The 20933-nt window shown below is 61.6% G+C and carries 18 protein-coding genes; 14 read left to right on the forward strand and 4 right to left on the reverse strand.

Features of this window, described 5'->3' with window-relative positions; translation table 11 throughout:
• Window positions 1-183: 183 nt before the first annotated feature.
• Window positions 184-2418: an RNA degradosome polyphosphate kinase gene (locus AC1ATL_RS00930; protein ID WP_476567791.1), complete on the reverse strand. Its 2235-nt coding sequence runs from the start codon at window positions 2416-2418 to the stop codon at window positions 184-186.
• Between the two features lie 640 nt (window positions 2419-3058).
• Between AC1ATL_RS00930 and AC1ATL_RS00935 the strand changes: the two genes are divergently transcribed.
• The 8 genes from AC1ATL_RS00935 (at window position 3059) to AC1ATL_RS00970 (ending at window position 9041) form a co-directional block, all read left to right on the forward strand.
• Window positions 3059-4126: a CpaE-like family protein gene (locus tag AC1ATL_RS00935; protein ID WP_476567793.1), complete on the forward strand. Its 1068-nt coding sequence runs from the start codon at window positions 3059-3061 to the stop codon at window positions 4124-4126.
• A complete protein-coding gene (locus AC1ATL_RS00940) occupies window positions 4107-5096 on the forward strand; it encodes a TadA family conjugal transfer-associated ATPase (RefSeq protein ID WP_432622622.1) in 990 nt (329 codons plus the stop codon). Before AC1ATL_RS00935 ends, AC1ATL_RS00940 begins: the two co-directional genes overlap by 20 nt.
• A complete protein-coding gene (locus tag AC1ATL_RS00945) occupies window positions 5096-5860 on the forward strand; it encodes a type II secretion system F family protein (protein WP_476567796.1) in 765 nt (254 codons plus the stop codon). The genes AC1ATL_RS00940 and AC1ATL_RS00945 overlap by 1 nt, the downstream gene beginning before the upstream one ends.
• On the forward strand, window positions 5857-6378 hold the full coding sequence (locus tag AC1ATL_RS00950) for a type II secretion system F family protein (protein ID WP_432622618.1): 522 nt from the start codon (window positions 5857-5859) through the stop codon (window positions 6376-6378). The genes AC1ATL_RS00945 and AC1ATL_RS00950 overlap by 4 nt, the downstream gene beginning before the upstream one ends.
• A 323-nt stretch (window positions 6379-6701) precedes the next feature.
• Entirely contained in the window at window positions 6702-6962 is a 261-nt protein-coding gene (locus AC1ATL_RS00955; RefSeq protein WP_432622667.1) for a DUF4244 domain-containing protein, read from the forward strand.
• Between the two features lie 3 nt (window positions 6963-6965).
• Complete coding sequence (locus AC1ATL_RS00960) at window positions 6966-7331, forward strand: TadE family type IV pilus minor pilin (RefSeq protein ID WP_432622616.1); 366 nt, start codon at window positions 6966-6968, stop codon at window positions 7329-7331.
• Between the two features lie 43 nt (window positions 7332-7374).
• Window positions 7375-7776 carry an Rv3654c family TadE-like protein gene (locus AC1ATL_RS00965; RefSeq protein WP_476567799.1) on the forward strand — a complete coding sequence of 134 codons (402 nt, stop codon included), beginning with the start codon at window positions 7375-7377 and terminating at the stop codon, window positions 7774-7776.
• 116 nt (window positions 7777-7892) lie between these two features.
• Window positions 7893-9041, forward strand: coding sequence for a diacylglycerol/lipid kinase family protein (locus AC1ATL_RS00970; RefSeq protein ID WP_432622612.1), 1149 nt, complete (start codon window positions 7893-7895; stop codon window positions 9039-9041).
• 21 nt (window positions 9042-9062) lie between these two features.
• Here AC1ATL_RS00970 and AC1ATL_RS00975 read toward each other — a convergent pair whose 3' ends face one another.
• Window positions 9063-9659 (reverse strand): TetR/AcrR family transcriptional regulator, encoded by a 597-nt coding sequence (locus AC1ATL_RS00975; RefSeq protein WP_432622610.1) that lies wholly within the window; start codon window positions 9657-9659, stop codon window positions 9063-9065.
• Window positions 9660-9866: 207 nt separating this feature from the next.
• On the opposite strand from AC1ATL_RS00975, the gene AC1ATL_RS00980 reads away from it, so the two are divergent.
• From AC1ATL_RS00980 to AC1ATL_RS00995, 4 genes are all read left to right on the forward strand, one after another.
• Window positions 9867-12437, forward strand: a complete 2571-nt coding sequence (locus AC1ATL_RS00980) for a DNA polymerase III subunit gamma and tau (RefSeq protein ID WP_432622608.1) — start codon at window positions 9867-9869, stop codon at window positions 12435-12437.
• A 91-nt stretch (window positions 12438-12528) separates the two neighbouring features.
• Window positions 12529-13131, forward strand: a complete 603-nt coding sequence (recR, locus tag AC1ATL_RS00985) for a recombination mediator RecR (protein WP_204442422.1) — start codon at window positions 12529-12531, stop codon at window positions 13129-13131.
• 219 nt (window positions 13132-13350) lie between these two features.
• A complete protein-coding gene (locus tag AC1ATL_RS00990; RefSeq protein ID WP_432622606.1) occupies window positions 13351-14112 on the forward strand; it encodes an aspartate kinase in 762 nt (253 codons plus the stop codon).
• Between the two features lie 76 nt (window positions 14113-14188).
• A complete protein-coding gene (locus AC1ATL_RS00995) occupies window positions 14189-14755 on the forward strand; it encodes an ACT domain-containing protein (protein WP_026646584.1) in 567 nt (188 codons plus the stop codon).
• 186 nt (window positions 14756-14941) lie between these two features.
• On the opposite strand, the gene asd is transcribed toward AC1ATL_RS00995, so the two are convergent.
• Window positions 14942-16036: an aspartate-semialdehyde dehydrogenase gene (gene asd / locus AC1ATL_RS01000; RefSeq protein ID WP_026646583.1), complete on the reverse strand. Its 1095-nt coding sequence runs from the start codon at window positions 16034-16036 to the stop codon at window positions 14942-14944.
• 378 nt (window positions 16037-16414) lie between these two features.
• On the opposite strand from asd, the gene AC1ATL_RS01005 reads away from it, so the two are divergent.
• Window positions 16415-17047, forward strand: coding sequence for a DUF5701 family protein (locus AC1ATL_RS01005; protein ID WP_026646582.1), 633 nt, complete (start codon window positions 16415-16417; stop codon window positions 17045-17047).
• Window positions 17048-17261: 214 nt separating this feature from the next.
• On the opposite strand, the gene AC1ATL_RS01010 is transcribed toward AC1ATL_RS01005, so the two are convergent.
• Entirely contained in the window at window positions 17262-18788 is a 1527-nt protein-coding gene (locus tag AC1ATL_RS01010; RefSeq protein WP_476568346.1) for a metallophosphoesterase family protein, read from the reverse strand.
• Window positions 18789-18984: 196 nt separating this feature from the next.
• On the opposite strand from AC1ATL_RS01010, the gene leuA reads away from it, so the two are divergent.
• Window positions 18985-20895: a 2-isopropylmalate synthase gene (gene leuA / locus AC1ATL_RS01015; RefSeq protein WP_432622603.1), complete on the forward strand. Its 1911-nt coding sequence runs from the start codon at window positions 18985-18987 to the stop codon at window positions 20893-20895.
• Window positions 20896-20933: the final 38 nt, after the last annotated feature.

The raw sequence follows: 20933 nt of genomic DNA on the forward strand, positions 1-20933 counted from the left end.
TATTCTAGGCTGGGGGTTCCAGGTTGGGTGGATTGGCTGTGGTATTGCGCCGCGGGAACCGCCTGTACAGCAATCGCCCGTACAAAATTTCCGTACGGAAGCTATGCGTATGCAAACCACCCGTAACAAGGCAATGGCCGACCCGCGCGATTACGCGGATCGGCCATTCATCGTGGATTCACGTCAGTGACGTGCCGGACGACGGGTGTGCTTCTTGATGAGGTATTCCTGGCTGTCGACCAGCGGGCGTCCCTCCTCATCCTTGCAGTGACGCACATAGGTGCCGTCGGGCTGCATGTGCCACGACGCGGTGGAATCGGCCATCTGCAAATCGACGTACTTGATGAGCTCGTCGATCTGCTCCGGAGCCACGATGCGTACCAGCGCCTCGACTCGACGGTCGAGGTTGCGGTGCATCAGATCGGCGGAACCGATCCACACTTCCGGGCCGGCCGCAGGGCCTTCGCCGATCTGCGGGCCGTCGGAGTTGGCGAACGCGTAGATGCGGCTGTGCTCCAGGAAACGTCCGAGGATGGAACGCACGCGGATGTTCTCGGAAAGTCCCGGAACGCCGGGCTTCAGCGCGCAGATGCCACGTTCGACGATGTCGATCTTCACACCGGCCTGGCTGGCGCGGTACAGCGCGTCGATGGTCTTCTCGTCGACGATGGAGTTGACCTTGATCTTGATCCACGCCTCCTTGCCGGCGCGCGCGGCGTCCTCCTCGCGGCGGATGCGCTGGATCAGACCGGAACGCACGGTGCGCGGCGCCACCAGCAGACGGTGGAAGCTCGACTTCGGTGCGTAGCCGGACAGCTGGTTGAACAGGCGGGTCATATCTTGGCCGACCACCGGATCGCAGGTCAGCAGACCCAGATCGGTGTAGATGCGGGCGGTTTTCGGATTGTAGTTTCCGGTGCCCACGTGGCAGTAGCGGCGCAGTCCGTCGGCTTCCTGGCGCACCACGAGGCTCAGCTTGCAGTGGGTCTTCAATCCCACGATGCCGTACACCACGTGCACGCCTGCGCGTTCGAGCTTGCGGGCCCACGCGATGTTGGCGTCCTCATCGAAGCGCGCCTTGATCTCGACCAGTGCCAGCACCTGCTTGCCCGCGTGCGCGGCGTCGATCAGCGCATCGATAATCGGCGAATTGCTGGACGTGCGGTACAGCGTCTGCTTGATGGCCAGCACCTTCGGATCGGCGGCGGCCTGTGCCAGGAACGCCTGCACGGACGTCGAGAAGGAATCGTACGGGTGGTGCAGCAGGATGTCGCGTTCGCGGATGGCGGCGAAGATGTCCTGCGCGCGGGACGATTCGACCTCCGCGATCTGACGGTTGGTGGTCGGAATGAACGGACGGTACTTGAGGTCCGGACGGTCGATGCCTCCAAGCTCGAACAGCACGGTCGCGTCGAGCGGTGCCGGCAGACGGTAGACCTCGTCGGCGCTGACGCGCAGCTGGTCGGCGAGCAACTGGGACAGGAACGGGCTGGTCTCGTCGGAGATCTCCAGACGGATCGGCGGTCCGAAGCGGCGGCGCAGCAGCTCCTTCTCCATGGCGTTGAGCAGGTTTTCGGCGTCATCCTCCTCCACGTCGATGTCCTCGTTACGGGTGACGCGGAAGGAGCGGGCCTCCTTGATGATCATGCCCGGGAACAGGGATTCCAGATGGGCGATGATCAGGTTCTCCATGGTGATGAAACCATAGCGCACGTTGCTGCTCTCGTCCTCGGTCAGGTCGTCGACGGGCACGAGACGGTTCAGGTTTCCAGGAACCTTCACACGGGCGAAGTGCGACTTGCCGGAAGCTGGGTTCTCCACCAGCACGGCGAGGTTGAGCGAGCCGCCGGAGATGTACGGGAACGGGTGTGCCGGATCCACGGCGAGCGGCGTCAGGACGGGGAACACCTGCTGGCGGTAGTAGCGAGAGAGGCGCTCCTGCTCGGCCGCGGTGAGCTTGTCCCAGCTCAGCAGCACGATCTGCTCCTTGGCCAGATCGGGCAGGATGTGGTCGATGATGTAGTGCGCGTGCTCGTCCTGCAATCGATGCGCCTCGTCGCTGATGGCGCGCAGCTGCTGCCTCGGGCTCAGTCCGGAGGCGGCGGTCACGGCGATGCCGGTGTCGATGCGGCGCTTCAGGCCAGCCACACGGACCATGAAGAACTCATCGAGGTTGTTCGCGAAGATCGCGGCGAAGCTCGCGCGTTCGATGACCGGCAGGTCCTCGTCCTGGGCGAGTTCGAGGACGCGCTTGTTGAACTTCAGCCAGCTCAATTCACGGTCGAAGAAGCGGTCGGTGGGGAGCGGCTCCTCACCGGCTTGAAGCTCGCGCTTGTCGTTCTTATCTGTTTCGGCGATGTGCTCAGCTATCTGGCTGCGCAGGATCGCCTTTGAGGGTGCGTCAAAAATCTGTGCCATGGTTCTCTACTTTATCCTTAAGTGCTTGGAATGTCTTGCGAAACTCAGGAAAATTAAGGCGGAGTTTACATTCGTTCATTGATTAAGCGAAATCCGGGTCGACACGCCGCTTTTTCAGCTCAAACGAACGTGATTGAACATACACGCGGTTCGATTCGCACACGATGATGCATTTTTTCGATTCTTGCGATCGCAAAACAACACTTTGGATAAAAACGGAACATTGTCCGGTTCCGGTTTGCATCCACCGCGATGGCGAGCATAATTACGAAGTACAAGGACAACTGAAGAGCAGAGCCCCACAAGGTGTGTATGACCGAGAATGGTTGTTACGTTGAACGGGCATTGGATAGACTTACCGTTACGACGATGTTGTTGTGCAGCGATTCTGCTCCGAGGATTCTTGCAGGAAGGCCCGCTTCGGCGGGTCTTCCTTTTTTGTGCGCTTCTCGTTTTGCGTTGTTTGTTGTTTTGCGTCATTTTGCGTTGTTTTGAGTGACGGCGTGCTGACGTGCTGTGGCTGGCTGTAGCGTTGTGGATGGCTGTGGATGACACACCGGCGCTGTGAATAACCCTCGTTCTCCGACCACAGGGGCCGATTGGCTTGCGTGCGATGACGGCCGCGCTTTTCAATCGCGATATGAGTAATGCAGTTTCCTTTTCGCAGATTCCTCCGGTGCCGCTGCCGTCAAATGGCGGGCGGAATGTCCACGTCGCACGCTCCGACGGTTCCCATGACGATTCCGATGGCCATGACGTGCGGACGGCTCCCGGACGCAGGACGGTATCGCCCCAACGGTTCTACACACCGTCCGCCGCCGCGAACGATGCAATCTCGCAATGGATCGACATGTCTGGCAGGGGAGGATCCCGCGGTCCGATGGCGGGTGTGGGAAACGCGCGTTCGAGACCAGCCGAAATGGACCGAACATCTGCATCGGCGGCCACGTTGTGCAATGTCGTGACGGTCGATGCCGCCGTCGCCGGAATCGGAGCCAGCACCCTAGCGGCTTTGCTGTCCCGCGAGTTGACGGAACGCGGATGCAAAAGCGTTCTGGTCGACGCCGATCTTGCAGGTGGAGGACTTGATGTGCTGCTGGGCGTGGAGAACGAGGACGGCACCCGTTTCGGGGATGTCAGCGCGCCGCTTGGCAACATCGACGGCAAGGCGTTGGTACGAGAACTGCCGGTATGGGATGGCGTGCCGTTGCTGGCCTGCGATCCTTGGAAAAACGAGAATCCGCAATCGTGGGAGGTCCAGTCGTGCGTCCGTGCGCTCGCGCAGATACGGGACGCGGTGGTCGTGGACGTCGGCCAATGGCATGGTCTGCGGGATGTGCCGGAACTTACCCAAGCCATACGCGTCACGGCCGTCGAATTGACGGTGCTTGGCCTCGCCCGCGCCAAAGCGGCCATGCAGTCGAAGGATCTTCCGCACAACCGTGACCGACATCTCATCGTCGGCATCGAACCGCGGGGCATCATACGGAGCAATGGCGCGACCACAATCGAAGAAGCGGAAAACTATCTCGATCGTGGCGTCGAAGCGGTCATCAAATCGGATGCCAGATTGTGCAGCGAGCTGTTAGGCGGACTTGGGTTGCGCAGACCAAACCGGCAGAGCGCCAAGGCGCTGTCCATACTGGCGGACGGCGTGCAGGAGGCGTTGGAGGGCAAGCGGGGCGACCATGGAACTCGGACCCCTTAGCGCGCTCGCCTCACAACCGGGCGTCACGGACATCGCGGTGACCTGCGACGGCATGATCTGGGTGGATCGGGGGCAGGGCATGCGGGCGTGTCCTCTTCCGGAATGCTTTCCGTCCGCGAAGTCGATTCGCGATTTCGCCGTGCGATTATGTGCACAGCTCGGACGACGGCTCGACGACGCCCGCCCAATCGCGGACGCATCCACCGTGGACGGCTTGCGTGTGCACGCCGTTATCGCGCCTTTGGTGCCGCAGGGCGCGGCCATCAGCATACGATTGCCGAACGCCGTGTCTCCTGATTTGGAATCGCTGGCGCGCAACGCCATGTTCCCGGCCGCATGGATGCCCGTGCTGGAAGGTTTGGTGCGGAATAAGGCGAGCGTGCTGGTGACCGGCGGCACGGGAGCAGGCAAGACCACACTGCTCAAGGCCATGCTGATGCTCTGCCCGCCCGACGAGCGCATCATCACCGTCGAGGAAGTGCGCGAACTGGGCATGATCCGGCATGCCAACCATGTCTCGCTGGTCACGCGCGAAGCCAATGTGGAAGGCGTCGGCGCCATAGGATTGCCCACGCTGATAGCCGCTACATTGCGCATGCGGCCGGACCGCGTGGTGGTCGGCGAATGCCGTGGAGGTGAGATAGCGGATCTGCTGAGAGCGTTGAATTCCGGACATCGCGGCGGCATGACCACGTTGCATGCCAACCAGGTGAAGGCGGTGCCGGCGCGTCTGGTGTCGTTGGGATTGCTTGCCGGACTGGATCCCCGGGCCACGGCTGCGCTCGCCGAGAACGCGTTCGATGTGGTAATGCACGTGGAACGCGTTGGTGGCAGACGGCGCATTGCGCAGGTCGGCAGGTTGGAAACGGCGGACGGACGGTTGCGGGGGCGGTTGCTGGCCGCATGGGACGGCCGGCGGATGCGGGCCAGTCAGCATTGGAGAGACTTCGCGGACAGGTGGAGTGCGTGATGGGGGTCTGGGAATGCTGTTCCGCGATGCTGACGGCCATGGCCGTGTGGATGCGGCTGAATCGGAACGCGTCCTGGGAGGATCTGCCGATTCCTCGGCTGCTGGTCCGGTGTCTGATTTGGTGCCAGACCGCATTGTGCGGAGCTCACGAGGATGGGGCGGGTATTGGCCGTAATGAGGATGGCGGCCGGGATTGTGACGTTGGCCAGAATAAAGAACTCGTTGATGGCAGCCCGAGCAGCCTCCCCTCCATCGGTGCCGACGCATTCGTGGCCACATTGCGGGCGTCCGTGCGCGGAGGGGCTTCGTTGGTGCAGGCGTTCGAGGAGTTGCACGGTGCGCCTTTCGCGGTACCTGAATTGACCCGTTTTCGTATCGACATGGCGGTGCGGAGCCGTTGCAGGAACCGTCGTCATGCCGAACGGCGTGAACGGCTCGGAGCGGAGCTCCATGCAGTCTGCATGCTCAGCCTGTCCCTTGGCTGCGAGACGAGCCGTTGCCTGGATGCGGTTGCCGCATCGTTGAAACGGCAGCGATTGATGGACGATCTGCGGTCCAATGCCTACGCCATGCCACAGGCGACGGCACGTCTGCTGATGGCGTTGCCGGCATTGACGGTGGCGTTGGGCGAAGGCATGGGCGCACATCCCGTGCGATTTCTGCTGGGTGATGGCAGGGGATGGGCGTGCCTTGGATTCGCGGGATGCTGTTATGCCGTCGGTCTGGTTTGGATACGTGCGCTATTGCGGCAGGAAGGAGGATGATGGACGGAATATGGGCTGTCGCGGCGGCGGTATGCACCGCAGGCGCTGTATGGCTATATGAGTGGTCGCCGGTCCGTTCGCCTCCCGATTCCGGCGGACGACCTTGCGCCATGCCGTTGCCGCTGACACTGGAGATGCTGGGCGTGGCGATACGTCACGGAACATCCATTCCGACCGCGCTGATCACGGTCGGCGACATTGCGTCCGATGAATTCGGTGCCGGCCTGCGTCTGGCCGGCGAACGATTGCAGGACGGCGTCGCTTGGGATGAGGCATGGCCTGATGGTAACGACCTTGCCGTGATCCGTGACGCGTTCGCCTCATCCTGGTCGAGCGGCTCGTCTCCCGTCAATCGTCTGGAAACCGCGATTGAGCAACTGGACTGGGATGAGCGTTCGCGGATCGAACGATCCGCGGCGAAACTGTCGATCCGGCTTCTGTTGCCGACCGGATTGTGCATGCTGCCGGCCTTTGTGGCGATTGGCGTGATTCCTGCTGTGATGTCGTTCCTGCATTGATTTTGCATGATCTTGCATTGACGTGGGTCCCGTGATGAACGGTCATCACGTGTTTTCGCCGGGGAATGTGTCGCTCGGTTTTCGCATGCCTTGCGGGCCTGTGGATAACTGTGGATGACACGCCGACGGTGTGGATAACCCGCATTCTCCGACCACAACCCCACGGGAACGAGACATACGCGATGACTTGTGCGCGACACTGAACGAATCCGGCCGGATGGTCGGACACGTACCAAAAAGATACGTGCCAAAAGAAACGCGTATTAGAGAAAGGAAACGTCATGAACAACGCAATGTCGATCAATGCCGACGGCTCGTCGGGAATGATGGAGCGAGTGGGTCGAAAACTTGGCGCGGCCAGGGACCGGGCCAATAGGACGGCCTGCCTGTTGGATGCGCGCATGCGCACTCTGATGTCCATGCAGCCGTCCGATGAATCCGAAAAAGGCGCGGTCACCGCCGAATATGCGGTGGTTCTGGTGGCGGCCACGGCGTTCGCCGCGGTTCTGGTGGCCATCGTGAAATCCGATGCCGTCAAGACGCTGCTGACCAACATCATCAAGAAGGCGCTGAGCGTGGGGTAAGCCATGGTCGTGCGATGGTGGAGGCGCCATGTCGTTAAGGCCGAACGTGGAGCCGTCACCGCCGAATTCGCGGTGGTGCTTCCCTGTGTGGCGGTAGTGGCGATGCTGGTGCTGTGCCTTGGACGCGGCGCCATCGTGTCCATGAATTGCCAGGATGCCGCTGCCGCCGGGGCACGTGCTATGACGATTGACTCGGATGGTGAGCGCCGGGCAGTAGCCGCGGCGAAATCTGTCGCCGGTGACGGATCGACGGTGTCGTTCACGAACGATACGGATGCGGTCACCGTCACCGTGCGCTGCCCCATCATGTCCGACCCGACTGGATTGATTCCCGCCCAGGTTGTGGGCAAAGCAACCAGATACTACTGATGAGGCGCATGCCGAATCGTTCCGACACAAAGGATGTGCAGGTGTGAAACATATCGTGAAACATGTTGTTGAACGCTTGAACGATGCGAGGCGATGGCTGGCCGGTGCCGACGAAGGCTCCGGAACCATATCCGGAGTAGCGCTGATTGCAATCGCCTCGATCATGCTTGGCGCGATCGCCATGGTGGCGAATCTGCTGTTCTGCGCTCATCGTGCGCAGAATACGGCGGATATGGCTGCGGTGGCGGCTGCGACCTCGTTGCGTGACGGTGCCGTCGACCCATGTTTGGTCGCCTCGCGTACGGCGGCCGCCAACGAGACAGTGCTGCGATCGTGCTCCGTCGAAGACGAGGACGTGCTGGTCTCGGTGCGGACGGCCACGCAGCTGCCGTTCGCACCATGGGTGGAACGTCAATCGCGTGCCGGACCAATTGCATGTGGCTAGACCATGGCCTCCGTATGGCTGTGGTGCGCGGTTTCGCCGGTGCGTCACAGCAGACCGGGTTCGCCGGTGGTCTCATCGTTCTGGCGCGTGGCGCCGGTCGTGGCTATCGTACAAGTATGAGTCAAACGTCACATGCGAATACGACTGTCGCCGTGGTCGGTAATCCGACATCGAACAAAGGCAAGGGTGCGCGGGTAAGCGGGCAGGTCCTCGACTTGTTGCGCGAGGCCGGGCGCAGGCATGGCTTCGACGTGATCGATGTGACCGGCGCGAGCTTCGACGAATCCCTGTCGAACGCCCGTCGCCGCAGCGACGAATATGATTATTTGGTCGCGGTCGGCGGTGACGGCATGGTGGCTCTTGGCGCCAATGCGGTAGGCTGCTCCGGCAAGCCGCTCGGTATCGTGGCCATCGGCTCCGGCAACGACTTCGCACGCGGGCTGGCATTGCCGGTCAATCGTGTCGAGACCGCCGTCGACGGCATTGTCGGTGCGATTGTGCGGGGCACGCATGTTGATGTGGATCTGGGTCTTGTGGAGTCTTTGCCTGGTGGCCATGCCGATGATGAGCCGGGCGTTGACGGATTGGATACCACTGGGAATTCGGCGGAATCCCCGAAGCGTTCGGAAGCCGACGGCATCGACCGCTACTACGCAGGCATGCTGTCATGCGGCTTGGATGCCAGCATCAACGACCGGGCCAACCATTCGCATCTGCCGAACGGTTCACTGCGGTATTTCGCCGCGGTGCTCGTGGAGCTGACGCACATGAAGCGCTACGGATACCATGTCAAGGCCACATTGGCCGACGGCTCCGTGGAGGAGCGGGACATCGTCTCCCCGTTGCTGACCGTGGCCAATTCGCGCCATATCGGCGGCGGCATCGAGGTCTCGCCGTATTCGCGGTTCTCGGACGGCCTTCTTGATCTGGTCTGGTTCGACCATATGCCGAATTTCGCCGAATGCGTGGACGCGGTGTCGCGCGCCTACGACGGTAGGCTGTTGGGCAGCCGGGTCTTCGGATGGAAACGCGTGCGTGACATCGAAATCACCCGCGCCGCCGAAGGCGACGAGCCGCCGGTGCTGATGGCCGACGGTGAGTATGTCGGGCGTCTGCCGGTGAGAGTCTCCGTACGGAACCGTTCGCTGCGCGTGCTGGTTCCTCCGGCGGTGGCGGAAAGCCTGGCTGCGGACGATGGGAATCAGGTGCTTGAGGCCATCAAACGGGACGGCCGCGATCCGCTTACCGGAGAATTCCTCGCCTGACCGTCCCCGCGAGTCGTCCGATCACAGGTATTCGTCGAGATGCAGCGTCTGCGCCGCGACCTGCCTGACTATGACGTCATCAATGTCGGGGTGCAGACGGATCAGCGAGATCAGACCGACGATCAACGTGTAGAAGGTCTCGTGCTCGTTGGTGATCGGCATGCCATGAAGCTGCTTGAACTCGCGTACCGTGGAGCCGCACAGGTAATCGGAGATGCGATCGGCCGCGCGGTCGATGAACTTAAGATACAGGCCGGCGTTGCCGTCTTCGATGAGACGCTGGCTGAACGGTCCCTCGTCGGCGATGAGGGAGCGGGTCAGTCGCACCACGTCATCAAGCGCCTTCGAGATGTTGCCCGTCTCACGATGCTCGTTCCATTCCTCCAGACGGGCGATGACCTCGTTGATGACATCGTCGAGCACGGCGTCCGCTACTTGGTTCTTGTCTTGGAAATAGTGGTAGAAAAGCGATCTGGTCATGCCGACGCGTTCGGCTATGTCGCTGATCGTGATCTTCGAGAACCCTTTTTCCAGACAGATGGTCCGGGCCGCCTGCACGATCTGCGTGCGTCGGGCATCTCCGATGGCACTCATGGTTGTTTTGGCTGTTTCGGCCATGGCTCTCCTCCAATCCCCCATTGGCATCCGGCTGACACGACATGGAGTTTTACGCACTTGTCTCCCAGATTACCGGCTAAGTCGGCCACGGATCCGACTGACACGCGACAAACCTGCTGTGTTGGTCGGGTGTTGGCGCGTTCCGACTGGCGGACGTGTCGTAATTCATCAGTACCCTTAGAACACTACGGCGGAAGGATTATTGCGATGGCACTGGCACTGTATAGAAGGTATCGTCCCGACACGTTCGATGGCGTGATCGGACAGGACCAGGTCACGGTTCCGCTGATGAGGGCGCTTGATGAGAACAAGCTTACGCACGCCTATCTGTTCTCCGGCCCGCGCGGTTGCGGCAAAACGAGTTCCGCCCGTATTTTGGCGCGTTGCGTCAACTGCGCCAAGGGCCCGACCTCGCATCCGTGCGGCGAATGCGAAAGCTGTCGCGACCTCGCCACCGGCGGTCCCGGTTCCATCGACGTGGTGGAAATCGACGCCGCATCGCACAACGGCGTGGACGACGCCCGCGAACTGCGCGAGCGTGCCGGTTTCGCGCCCGCCCGCGACCGTTACAAGATCTTCATCCTTGACGAGGCCCACATGGTCACGCCGCAGGGCTTCAACGCGCTCCTGAAAATCGTGGAGGAGCCGCCGGAACACGTCATGTTCATCTTCGCCACCACTGAGCCTGACAAGGTGATCGGCACCATCCGCTCCCGTACCCACCATTACCCGTTCCGTCTGGTGCCGCAGGAGGTCATGGGACCATATCTGGAGAAAATCTGCGCGGACGAGCATATCGAGGCCGAGCAGGGCGTGCTGCGCCTGGCCATGCGCGCCGGCGGCGGTTCCGTACGCGACACGCTGTCCGTGCTCGACCAGTTGATGGTGGGTGCCGTCGACGGCAAGATTGCATACGATTCCGCGGTCGCGTTGCTGGGTTTCACGCCGGATGGGCTGATCGGTGAGGCGATTGATGCGGTCGCCGACAAGAACGGCGAGGCGCTGTATGGCGTGATTCAGAAGGTCGTGGTCGGCGGATTCGATCCCCGTCGCTTCGTGGAGGACCTGCTGGCCCGCGTGCGTGACCTGCTAGTGCTCACTTTGGGCGGTGAACGCGCGGAAAGCGTGCTTTCCGATGACACGGCTGCCGAGAACATGGACGATCTGCACCGTCAGGCCTCCGCATTGGGATTGGCGGCGCTTACGCAGATGGCGGACACGGTCAATGCAACGCTGGCCAACATGAACGGTGCGATTTCCCCGCGTATGCGATTGGAACTGTTGGCCGCGCGCCTGCTTGCCGGCCGCGAGACGGAGACGGCCATCGCCGTCTCCGACGCTCTATCCTCCGGCATGCCTGCGGTGGCAGCGTCCGCGCCTGCGGCCACTTCGACGGGTTCGCAACGTCCGCGTGCGACCGGTTCGCGCAGATACGCCGCGCAGTCACAGGAACAGGGCAGGCATGCTGCGCCATCGTCGGCACCGGTGAATCCGGCCGACGCCGTCGTTTCCGGAACGGCTTCCGTGCTGGCCCAAGTGCAGCAGGCGATGGGCGAAACGACACAGGATGTCGCAGAAACAGCCGGATTGGCCGAATCGGCCAAAGCCCGGACGACGATGTCGGACGATCGCACCCCCGACCAGAAGTGGGATGCGCTCGTCGCCGGACTGCCCGAGGACGTCCGCCGCTACGTGGACCGCGAAAAGGTGCCGCGCGTGATGCTGGAAAGCGGCAAGGGTCGTCTGTGGATCAAATTCGACAAGCCGTTGAGCAAATACGCGTTCGCCAAGGCTGTGGCCAAGGAATCGGTCGATGGCACCACGAACGTGGTCCAGATAGTGCGTGGCGAGGTGCACAAGGTGTTCGGCCCCGGCATCACGCTCGCCCCAGCCAAGAAGCTCGCGGACGGTTCCACGGCGGTGCCGTGGAGCAAGCTCAGCTTGGAGGAGCAGAGCAAGATCAACGCCCAGCTGGCGCAGGAGCAGTTGAAGACGGCCACGCTGCTGGCCGCGAATCTCGGCAAGGCATCCGACATGGAGGTGCCCGGCAAAGGACAGTCCCAGCCGGAATTCCGAGAATCGGGCGATGCCGGCGATTCCGCCGACGCCTCCGACGGAGAGGACCATCGAGCCGCCTCCGCCGGTGCGGGGAACGGATTCGCCGATGACGATCCATGGGCGATTCCGCTGTCCGGAGGAAAAGCCCAGCCGGACCAGCTGGAAACGATGGACGACGATCCGTGGGGCGCTCCTATGCAGCAGACCACAATCGCCGAAGCGGCATCCAATGCGGCCAATAATGTGAAATCGCCGGAACGCCATCAAAAACACGTGGCCGTGCCGGATATGAGCGACGACACCGACCCGTGGGCCACGCCGTTGCCCGCACCGTCATCCACGCCGTCGCCTGAGAACCCGTCCTCGACTCCATCCGCGCTGCAGGCGGCATCGCCGACGGAACAGCCAAGCGCTCGTCCGCGCGCACTTGCCCAGCAATCGCAGCGCCAGCCTCAGCCAGCGCAATCGCAGGCAGGGCAAGCCGATTATTCCAACGATCCCTGGGGTGCGCCCACACCGGTGATGGCAGGCCCTCCGGAACCCGAAGTCGCCCCGGAGGATGACGAATACTCCATGAGCGACGAATCCATCGGCGCTTCCGACGCGCTGGACGTGAACGATCTCAGCAGATTGTTCGAAGTGAAGAAGGTGGAGGAATTCGCCGCGGACGATCCTCACAATCCGCGTAACATGCAGGTGAAAAAGACCCTCGACGACTAGCCTGCACGTCTCTTCACGTTGCGGAGTAAACGCGGAACGACAGTGGAACCATGCCAAATGAAAGGCGTGAACCAGAAAGGTGTGAACAACCATGGCCTTGGCCTATGACGGTGCCATCCAACGACTCATCGATGCGTTCGGGCACTTGCCCGGCATCGGTCCGAAAGGCGCGCAGCGCATCGCCTTCCATTTGCTCAACGCCTCCGACGAGGAATCGCAGGAACTCATCGACGCCATAACGGAAGTCAAGGAAAAAGTGCGGTTCTGCGATATCTGCGGCAACGTGTGCGAAACCAGCCCATGTCCGGTGTGCGCCGATCCGCGCCGTGACCATAGCGTGATCTGTGTGGTCGAGGAGCCGAAGGACGTGATGAGCATCGAACGCACCCGCGAATATCGTGGCATGTACCACGTGCTCGGCGGAGTCATCAATCCGATGGCCAACATCCAGCCAAGCGACCTCAACATAGCGAAGCTCATCGAACGGCTCAAGGACGACGAAGTCAAGGAGGTGATCCTCGCGCTCAACCCGAACGTGGAGGGCGAGGCCACCACCAGCTTCCTCTCGCAGTTGCTCAGCCAGACCGATATCAAGGTGACGCGCCTCGCCAGCGGTTTGCCTGTGGGCGGAGACCTCGAATACGCCGATGAGATCACACTGGGTAGGGCGCTTGCCGGCCGTCGTGCCGTCTGAACCGACGTCTTTTTCGATCTGCCGGCGAAGTTCGTCGAGCTATGGGATGGTCTTCCGGAACTGTCGGGAACCGCCAGAAACCGCCCCAAAAGAGGCGAGTCGGGCCGGCGCGTATTCCGTATGCTGGGCGCGGTTTGACTTGACAAATCGGACTTTTCCTATAATGGGTGCCGTCTGCCAAAACAGGCAGGCGATACGTTGAAGAAGATTGGATAAGTTGTGGCTCTCATCGTGCAGAAGTTTGGCGGCTCTTCCGTAGCCGACCCAGAATCGATCAAGCGCGTGGCCCGACGCATCATCGAAACGAAGAACGCCGGCAATGACGTGGCCGTCGTGGTCTCCGCCATGGGAGACACCACCGACGACCTGATCGATCAGGCGCTCAGCATCGATTCCAACCCGCCGGCGCGCGAGATGGATATGCTGATGACCGCAGGCGAGCGTATTTCGATGAGTTTGCTCGCTATGGCGATTCATGCGGCCGGCTCCCATGCGTACTCGTTCACCGGCTCCCAGGCCGGTTTCATGACCGACGCGCAGTTCGGCACCGCGCATATCAAGGCTGTGAAGCCTGACCGCGTCCGTCATGCGCTGGACAAGGGTTCTGTGGCCATCGTGGCCGGTTTCCAGGGCGTGAACGAAGGCGGCGACGCCACCACGCTTGGCCGTGGCGGCTCCGATACTTCCGCCGTCGCGCTTGCCGTGGCTCTGCATGCCGATATCTGCGAGATTTACACTGACGTCGACGGTGTGTTCACCGCCGATCCGCGTATCGTGCCGACCGCCCGCCGCATTCCCGTCATCGACTACGAATCGATGCTGGAAATGTCTTCCTGCGGTTCCAAGGTACTGGCGCTGCGCTGCGTGGAATACGCGCAGCGATTTGGCATGCCGCTGCACGTGCGCAGCTCCTTCTCTCATCGTCGCGGCACGCTGATCGTGCCGGAAGGCGTCGATCCGCGCACGCTGCCGAACATCTGAGGGCCGGCCGGAGCGCGTAATCGCAGAAATCGTAAAACGATAACAATCGCAAGACTTTACAAACGAAGGTAAGAACATGAGCGAAAACAACAACCAGTCCATGGGCGACCTGTTCCCCGATCTGGGTCCGGAAGTGCCGATCATCTCCGGTGTCGCGCACGACAGCACCGAATCGCTGGCCACCGTGCGCCGCGTGCCGAATGAGCCGGGCATGGCGGCCAAGGTGTTCACCATGCTGGCCGAAGCCGGCGTGAACGTGGACATGATCGTGCAGGCCTCCGCCTCCACCGGCACTGCCGACATCTCCTTCACCGTGCCGGGCGCCGCCGCCTCCAAGGTCCAGGAGGTGCTGCAGGAGAAGCAGGCCGAGCTGGGCTACCAGTCCTTTGATATCGACCCGAACGTCGGCAAGGTGGCCGTGGTCGGCGTGGGCATGAAGACCCACTCCGGTCTGGCTGCGAAATTCTTCAACGCGCTGAGCGAAAAGGGCGTGAACGTGCTGATGATCTCCACGTCCGAGATCCGCATCGCCGCGCTCGTGCCGCTCGAGCAGCTCAACGACGCCGTCAAGGCGCTGCACACCGCCTACGGCTTGGATGCCGACCAGGTGGAGGCCGTGGTGTACGGCGGCACCGGTCGCTGATTCCGGCGATTCCAGCATTTCAAGGGAGCGTGGTCTGTACGGCTGCGCTCCCTTTTTTCCGTTCTCTTTTTGCATTGGCATGAGTTGCCGGTGCATAGCAGAAAGGCCGACCCCGAAGAGTCGGCCTTGCGTTTGGATAGGCGTTTTGGTTGCGCGGCTTAGTTGCGGCTGCCGGCAGCCGTCACGTCACTTCTTGGTGATGTAGCCCAGCGCCTTGAGCATTTCGGCGCTTTCCAGCGCGCCGCCGGCGGCACCGCGCAGGGTGTTGTGCGCCAATCCCACGAACTTCCAGTCGAAGATGGAATCCTCGCGCAGACGTCCGATGGAAACGCCCATGCCACCCTCGTAGTCCACGTCCTTGAGCACCTGCGGGCGATCGTCCTCGGTCAGGTACTGGATGAAGTGCTTCGGAGCGTGCGGCAGACCGATTTCGGCGGCCTTGCTGGTGTAGTTGACCAGACGGTCGATCAGCTCGTCCTTGGTGGGGTTCTTACCGAAGTTGATGAACACGGTGGCGGTGTGGCCGTTGAGCACGGGCACACGGATGCACTGGGAGGTGATGCGCAGCGGGCCGTCGAACGGCACGATCTCGCCCTTGGCCTCGTCCACATGACCGAACACCTTCAGCGGCTCCTTCTCGGACTTCGCCTCTTCGCCGGAGATGAACGGAATGATGTTGCCCACCATTTCCGGCCAGTCCTTGAACGTCTTGCCGGCGCCGGAGATGGCCTGGTAGGTGCTCACGACCACCTCATGCGGCTCGAATTCCTTCCATGCGGCCAGGGCGGGGGTGTATGCCTGGATGGAGCAGTTCGGCTTGACAGCGATGAAACCGTGCTTGGTGCCGAGACGCTTGCGCTGATGCTCAATGACCTCGTAGTGCTCCGGGTTGATCTCCGGCACGACCATCGGCACGTCCGGCGTCCAGCGATGGGCGCTGTTGTTGGACACGACCGGGGTTTCGGTCTTCGCGTATTCCTCTTCGATGGCGCGGATCTCGTCCTTCGGCATGTTCACCGCGGAGAACACGAAGTCGACGTCCTTGACCACGTCTTCGACATCGGCCACGTTCTTGACCACCATGTTCTTGACGAACTCGGGCATGGGGGTTTCCATCTTCCAGCGGCCGCCGATGGCTTCCTCGTAGGTCTTGCCGGCGCTGTGCGCGGACGCGGCAAGGGTGACCAGTTCGAACCACGGATGGTTTTCGAGCAGCGTGACGAAACGCTGTCCGACCATGCCGGTGGCTCCGAGAATGCCGACTTTGATCTTTTCGGACATAACAACCTCTCGCTTACATGACGGAATTGCTCTGCAAATTCGATTGATTCACGCTTGAGGTCGACCAGCCGGCCCCAAACGACTTCGTGGGCGGCCACACGCGTTGTTCAATTCTATGAAAACGTGCCGTCAAGCCGTTCCCGCTATCCGTATGCTGGTCCGCCCGCTGGAACGTCCGATTCTGGCGATTCGGACATTCGCAGTGCGATTCGGAACGTCTGAATGTCCGTTTCTGGGGAATCGGACATTTATGGTGCGATTTTGGGCGCGTGTTTGTCCGTTTCCCCAGAATCGGACAAACACGGTACGACGGCAATGTGGTGATGGCAATACGTTGCCGATACCGGGAAAAGCACGCGCCCGCGTACACTGGTAGGCATGTCGAAGGCATCAGAAGAAGCGCAGAAGCAGCTGGACCGTATCGTGGCGTTGGGCTATCCGGACGTGGCCGATATGTCGGCTGCCGCGTTCCGCGCGCTTGCGCGTCCGCTTATCCGTGCGTTGGAGGATTGCGGCGATGAGGCCGGATTGGATACGCGGATTCTTCTGGTTCCCACGCGCGAACTGGTGTCGCCCGAATCGTTGATTGCCCGTACTTCCATCAACCGCATGGCTGGCTTCACCACCATGCCGCCGCGTGACATCGCCAGTTTCCTTCCGCAGGACGGCTTCGAGCCGCCGGAGGGCCCTTTCTACCTGGTGGTTGAGCCGCATACTGGCACCTGCTATATCAATCGTGAGCCGGATGTGGCCCGCAAGCTGATCGATTCCGACGAGCGGCTGCCGCTCACTTTGGAGGAGGGGCTTGCGATCGCCACGCAGCATCCGGAATGGTTGCTGGAGAAGAACGGCTTCAACCTGCTTGGCTCGCGTTCCGCCGATGGCCGCGTGCCCAGTATCTGGATGAGCCAGAACGCGCCGCGATTGGGTGCGGTGTGGCCGAATTCCAGACATACGTGGCTGGGCAACGCCTATTGCATGGCGAGACGCGGTGTGAGCCTGTTCCGCTGACCAGTGGTCACCGTACGGATTGAGATGTTGCCATTACCGCCGTGAATGATGATGACGGCGAGAGTGGCTCGTGTCAACGCGTGTCTTCCCAATGAATAAACATGCTCCCGCTGTAACGGTCGTCGCGCTGAGTGCACGCGTGGCTCCTGTGGAAATCCGAATACAAGGGGAATCCGGGTATCAAGCAGAAAAAGCGCGATGCGTGGCTGAATAATTATTGTCTGCCGTGACCGCGCAGCAGCCCCCGCACCGCGTATCCGATCGCACCGCAGGTCACCGCGCCCGCGCCCAGCAGCGTGGCGCTGACCTGCGGCCGACGCAGCTCGTTGCGCACGCCGATGAGGTCGGTCACGCAATGGTCCTCAAAGAACACGCGCATCTCGTTGCTGGAATAACGGCCGACCAGATCGCCCCACGTCAGCATGCGCGTCACGTAGGCCATCGGATTACTTTCGCGGAATTCGAATAGTCGGATGCCGCGGAACCGTGATTTTGGTCCGTAGCATTCGAATCCGCAGGTCGGCGCATACCCCAGGTCGATGTCATGCACGTGCCCGACGAACGAATTCTTGTGGTCGTGCCCGCAGAACAGCGCGAAATAGCCGCCCGCCTCGCGCAGAGCCTCCACTTCGCCCACGTTCACGTCGGCGCATCCTATCGCCTCGCCCAGTCGGGAGCCGGGCCGGCACACGTCACGGTCGAGCACATAGCAGTGTCCGGCGAATGTGCGCGCGCCTTCCACGGCGTTTGGCGTGTAGGCGGGCACTTCGCGCAGGCAATCGTAGAATTCCTGCGGCGGAATGTGTTGGAAGGCGATTGCCGGCACTGCCTGCCCGTCGCCATTGCGTCTGCCCAGCTCGCGTTGCACGTCCTTCAGCCATTCGATGGCTTCCAAAGAAGGGGTGCCGTAGCCGTCGGAATCGGCCAGATCCCATCCGCGAGAATTCGCCGCGTACTTCGCGTATTCGGTGACCGACTGCCGTGCGCTGCCGTCGGGAGAAACGTCGGCGTAATCGCCCGAATTGACCATCATCACGCTCATCGCAATACGTCCCGAACCGTCGGACGCCTCGATTGGCATCGCGAACGTGCCCGGCTCAAGTGCCAAGGGGGACGAGCCCGCGACGGGATTCATGCAGCCTGGGAATTCGCGGTAGATGTCATCCTGCTCGTCGGCGAGGATGCCGCATTGGAAATCGTGGTTGCCGTAGGTCGCGGCGAAAGGTATCCGCGATTCCAACGCCGGACCAAGAAAAGCGGAGAACGTGTTTCGTACTTTCTGCCGCGTGCCGTCGAGCAGTGACGCGGCGGTGGCGCGGTTGATGGATTCCGCCCACGATTCCAGCTTGCCGACTGTGCTGACTCGTCCTTCGGTCCTCACCAGTTTCGGCGAATCGGTGCCGATGCCGTCGATCATCCACTGTTCGTCGACTGGCTGTGATCCGGCCAGCGCTTTGGTGAGGGGGTGTCGTTTGATACCGCGTATCTTTGCCTCGATTTCGGTGACGGCACGCACGTGCGTGCCGGGGCGCTCGCCGCGGCGGCGCAGGAACGTGTCGATGTATGCGGGATCGTAGCCGCGAATCTGGTCGCCGGTGAGCACGATGAGATCGGGGTGCGATGCCTTGATGGCGGCGTCGATCAGCCGGATCGTGTCCTCGCGCACGTCCGGTCCGTCCTGGATGTCGGCCATCTGCAGCACGCGGAACGTGCCGTCGCTGTTGAATCGCAAGCTCATGATGCCCACTGTAATGCGGCAAATCTGGATATGGGGTGAAAAAAGAAGACGAAAATCGAAACTAATCCGTCATATCTCGAAATACCGGCAAAATATGGGATTGGTTGTCGCTAGTATGGGCGGCAGTGCAGGTAGGTAACATGCACGTAACAATGTGGATCGGCACAAACCGGTTCGACTCTAAAGATAAGGAGGAGTGATGGGTCAGGATCAATCGTCAGTATTCGATCTCGCGGCAGTCGCCGCAGCGTCCAACGGAGGGAATAACGACCCGCTGCTGCCTCCGGCGCGTTTCATTGGAGCTCCGCAAAAGCCCAGCAAGATGCCGTACAACAAGTACGTCGCATACGATAAGCAGGTGCCGTTTGATTACCCGGAGCGTACGTGGCCGGGCAAGCGACTGCAGCGTGCACCGCGTTGGTGCTCCGTCGATCTTCGTGACGGCAACCAGGCCCTCGTCAACCCGATGGATTCCGAGCGCAAGCTGCGTTTCTGGAACCTGCTGGTGTCGATGGGCTTCAAGGAGATCGAGGTCGGCTTCCCGTCGGCTTCCGAAACCGATTTCGACTTCATCCGTATGCTGATTGAGCGCGAGCTCATTCCTGACGATGTGACCATCGTCGTGCTCACCCAGTGCCGTGAGCATCTGATTCGCCGTACGTACGAGGCGCTGAAGGGCGCCAAGCGTGCGATCGTGCATTTCTACAATTCCGTCTCCGTGCTGCAGCGTGAGGTCGTCTTCCGCAAGAACAAGGAAGAGATCAAGAAGCTGGCCATCGACGCCGCCGAACTGTGCAAGAGCCTTGAAAGCGAAGCCAAGGGCATCGACCTGTACTACGAGTACTCCCCGGAGTCCTTCACCGGCACCGAGCCCGAGTACGCCGTCGAGGTCTGCAATGCCGTGGCCGACGTGATCAAGCCGACCCCCGAGCATCCGATGATCATCAACCTGCCGGCCACGGTCGAGATGACTACGCCGAACGTGTTCGCGGACGAGGTCGAGTACGTCTCCAACAACCTCAACAACCGTGATTCCATCGTGCTGTCCCTGCATCCGCACAACGACGAGGGCATGGGCGTGGCCGCCACCGAGCTGGCCGTGCTGGCCGGCGCCGACCGCGTTGAAGGTTGCTTGCTGGGCAACGGCGAGCGTACCGGCAACGTCGATCTGGTCACTCTTGGTCTGAACATGCTGACCCAGGGCATCGATCCGCAGATCGACTACTCCAATGTTCCGGAGATTCGCAAGACCGTCGAATACTGCAACCAGATCAAGATCTCCGAGCGTCATCCTTATGCGGGCAACTTCGTGTTCACCGCGTTCTCCGGTTCCCATCAGGACGCCATCAAGAAGGGCCTCGAGGCCCGTCAGGTTGCCGCCGACCGCGCCGGCGCCGATCTGGACAAGTTCGTGTGGCTGGTGCCGTACCTGCCGATTGATCCGAAGGACATCGGGCGCTCCTACGAGGCGATCATCCGCGTGAACTCCCAGTCCGGCAAGGGCGGTATGGCTTACCTGCTCAAGACCAACCACAACCTCGATTTGCCGAAGCGCCTGCAGGTCGAGTTCGACAAGGTCGTGCAGAACTACGCCGATGAGACCAAGAAGGAAGTCAAGGACGAGGACATCTGGCGCCTGTTCAAGGACGAGTACCTGCCGGTCGAGGAATCCGGCGCGACCGCAGCCGGCGTCGTGGTCGGAGACAGCAAGGACGAGACCCTGAAGCAGTGGGGCCGTCTGAAGCTGCTCAAGGTGTCCGTTTCCTCCGGTGAGGATGGTTCCGACACCGTGCTCAAGGCCCGCATTCTCGACCGCGGCGTGAACGTTGGTGTCGACGAGCCTGTTGAGCGTGAGGTCTCCGGCATCGGCAACGGCCCGATCGCCGCCTTCCTCAACGCCGTGAGCAACTTCGGCGTCGAGGCTTCCGTCATGGATTACGTGGAGCACACCATGTCCGTCGGCACCGACGCCATGGCCGCCTCCTACGTGGAATGCCAGATCGGCGAAGAGGATGATGCGAGCATCGTGTGGGGCGTCGGCATCGACACCTCCATCGTCACCAGCTCGCTGAAGGCCATCATCTCGGCCATCAACCGTTCCGAGCGCTGATTGAGTCACCCGCGTTGAGCGGGTGTGCGCCCATATGT

The organism is Bifidobacterium sp. LH_743 (assembly GCF_056355775.1).

Bases quoted from the DNA above. Each gene is read 5' to 3' on its own strand.
- AC1ATL_RS00930 (WP_476567791.1), bottom strand. From the start codon at position 2,418: ATGGCACAGATTTTTGACGCACCCTCAAAGGCGATCCTGCGCAGCCAG.
- AC1ATL_RS00935 (WP_476567793.1), top strand. From the start codon at position 3,059: ATGAGTAATGCAGTTTCCTTTTCGCAGATTCCTCCGGTGCCGCTGCCG.
- AC1ATL_RS00940 (WP_432622622.1), top strand. From the start codon at position 4,107: ATGGAACTCGGACCCCTTAGCGCGCTCGCCTCACAACCGGGCGTCACG.
- AC1ATL_RS00945 (WP_476567796.1), top strand. From the start codon at position 5,096: ATGGGGGTCTGGGAATGCTGTTCCGCGATGCTGACGGCCATGGCCGTG.
- AC1ATL_RS00950 (WP_432622618.1), top strand. From the start codon at position 5,857: ATGATGGACGGAATATGGGCTGTCGCGGCGGCGGTATGCACCGCAGGC.
- AC1ATL_RS00955 (WP_432622667.1), top strand. From the start codon at position 6,702: ATGATGGAGCGAGTGGGTCGAAAACTTGGCGCGGCCAGGGACCGGGCC.
- AC1ATL_RS00960 (WP_432622616.1), top strand. From the start codon at position 6,966: ATGGTCGTGCGATGGTGGAGGCGCCATGTCGTTAAGGCCGAACGTGGA.
- AC1ATL_RS00970 (WP_432622612.1), top strand. From the start codon at position 7,893: ATGAGTCAAACGTCACATGCGAATACGACTGTCGCCGTGGTCGGTAAT.
- AC1ATL_RS00975 (WP_432622610.1), bottom strand. From the start codon at position 9,659: ATGGCCGAAACAGCCAAAACAACCATGAGTGCCATCGGAGATGCCCGA.
- AC1ATL_RS00980 (WP_432622608.1), top strand. From the start codon at position 9,867: ATGGCACTGGCACTGTATAGAAGGTATCGTCCCGACACGTTCGATGGC.
- recR (WP_204442422.1), top strand. From the start codon at position 12,529: ATGGCCTTGGCCTATGACGGTGCCATCCAACGACTCATCGATGCGTTC.
- AC1ATL_RS00995 (WP_026646584.1), top strand. From the start codon at position 14,189: ATGAGCGAAAACAACAACCAGTCCATGGGCGACCTGTTCCCCGATCTG.
- asd (WP_026646583.1), bottom strand. From the start codon at position 16,036: ATGTCCGAAAAGATCAAAGTCGGCATTCTCGGAGCCACCGGCATGGTC.
- AC1ATL_RS01005 (WP_026646582.1), top strand. From the start codon at position 16,415: ATGTCGAAGGCATCAGAAGAAGCGCAGAAGCAGCTGGACCGTATCGTG.
- leuA (WP_432622603.1), top strand. From the start codon at position 18,985: ATGGGTCAGGATCAATCGTCAGTATTCGATCTCGCGGCAGTCGCCGCA.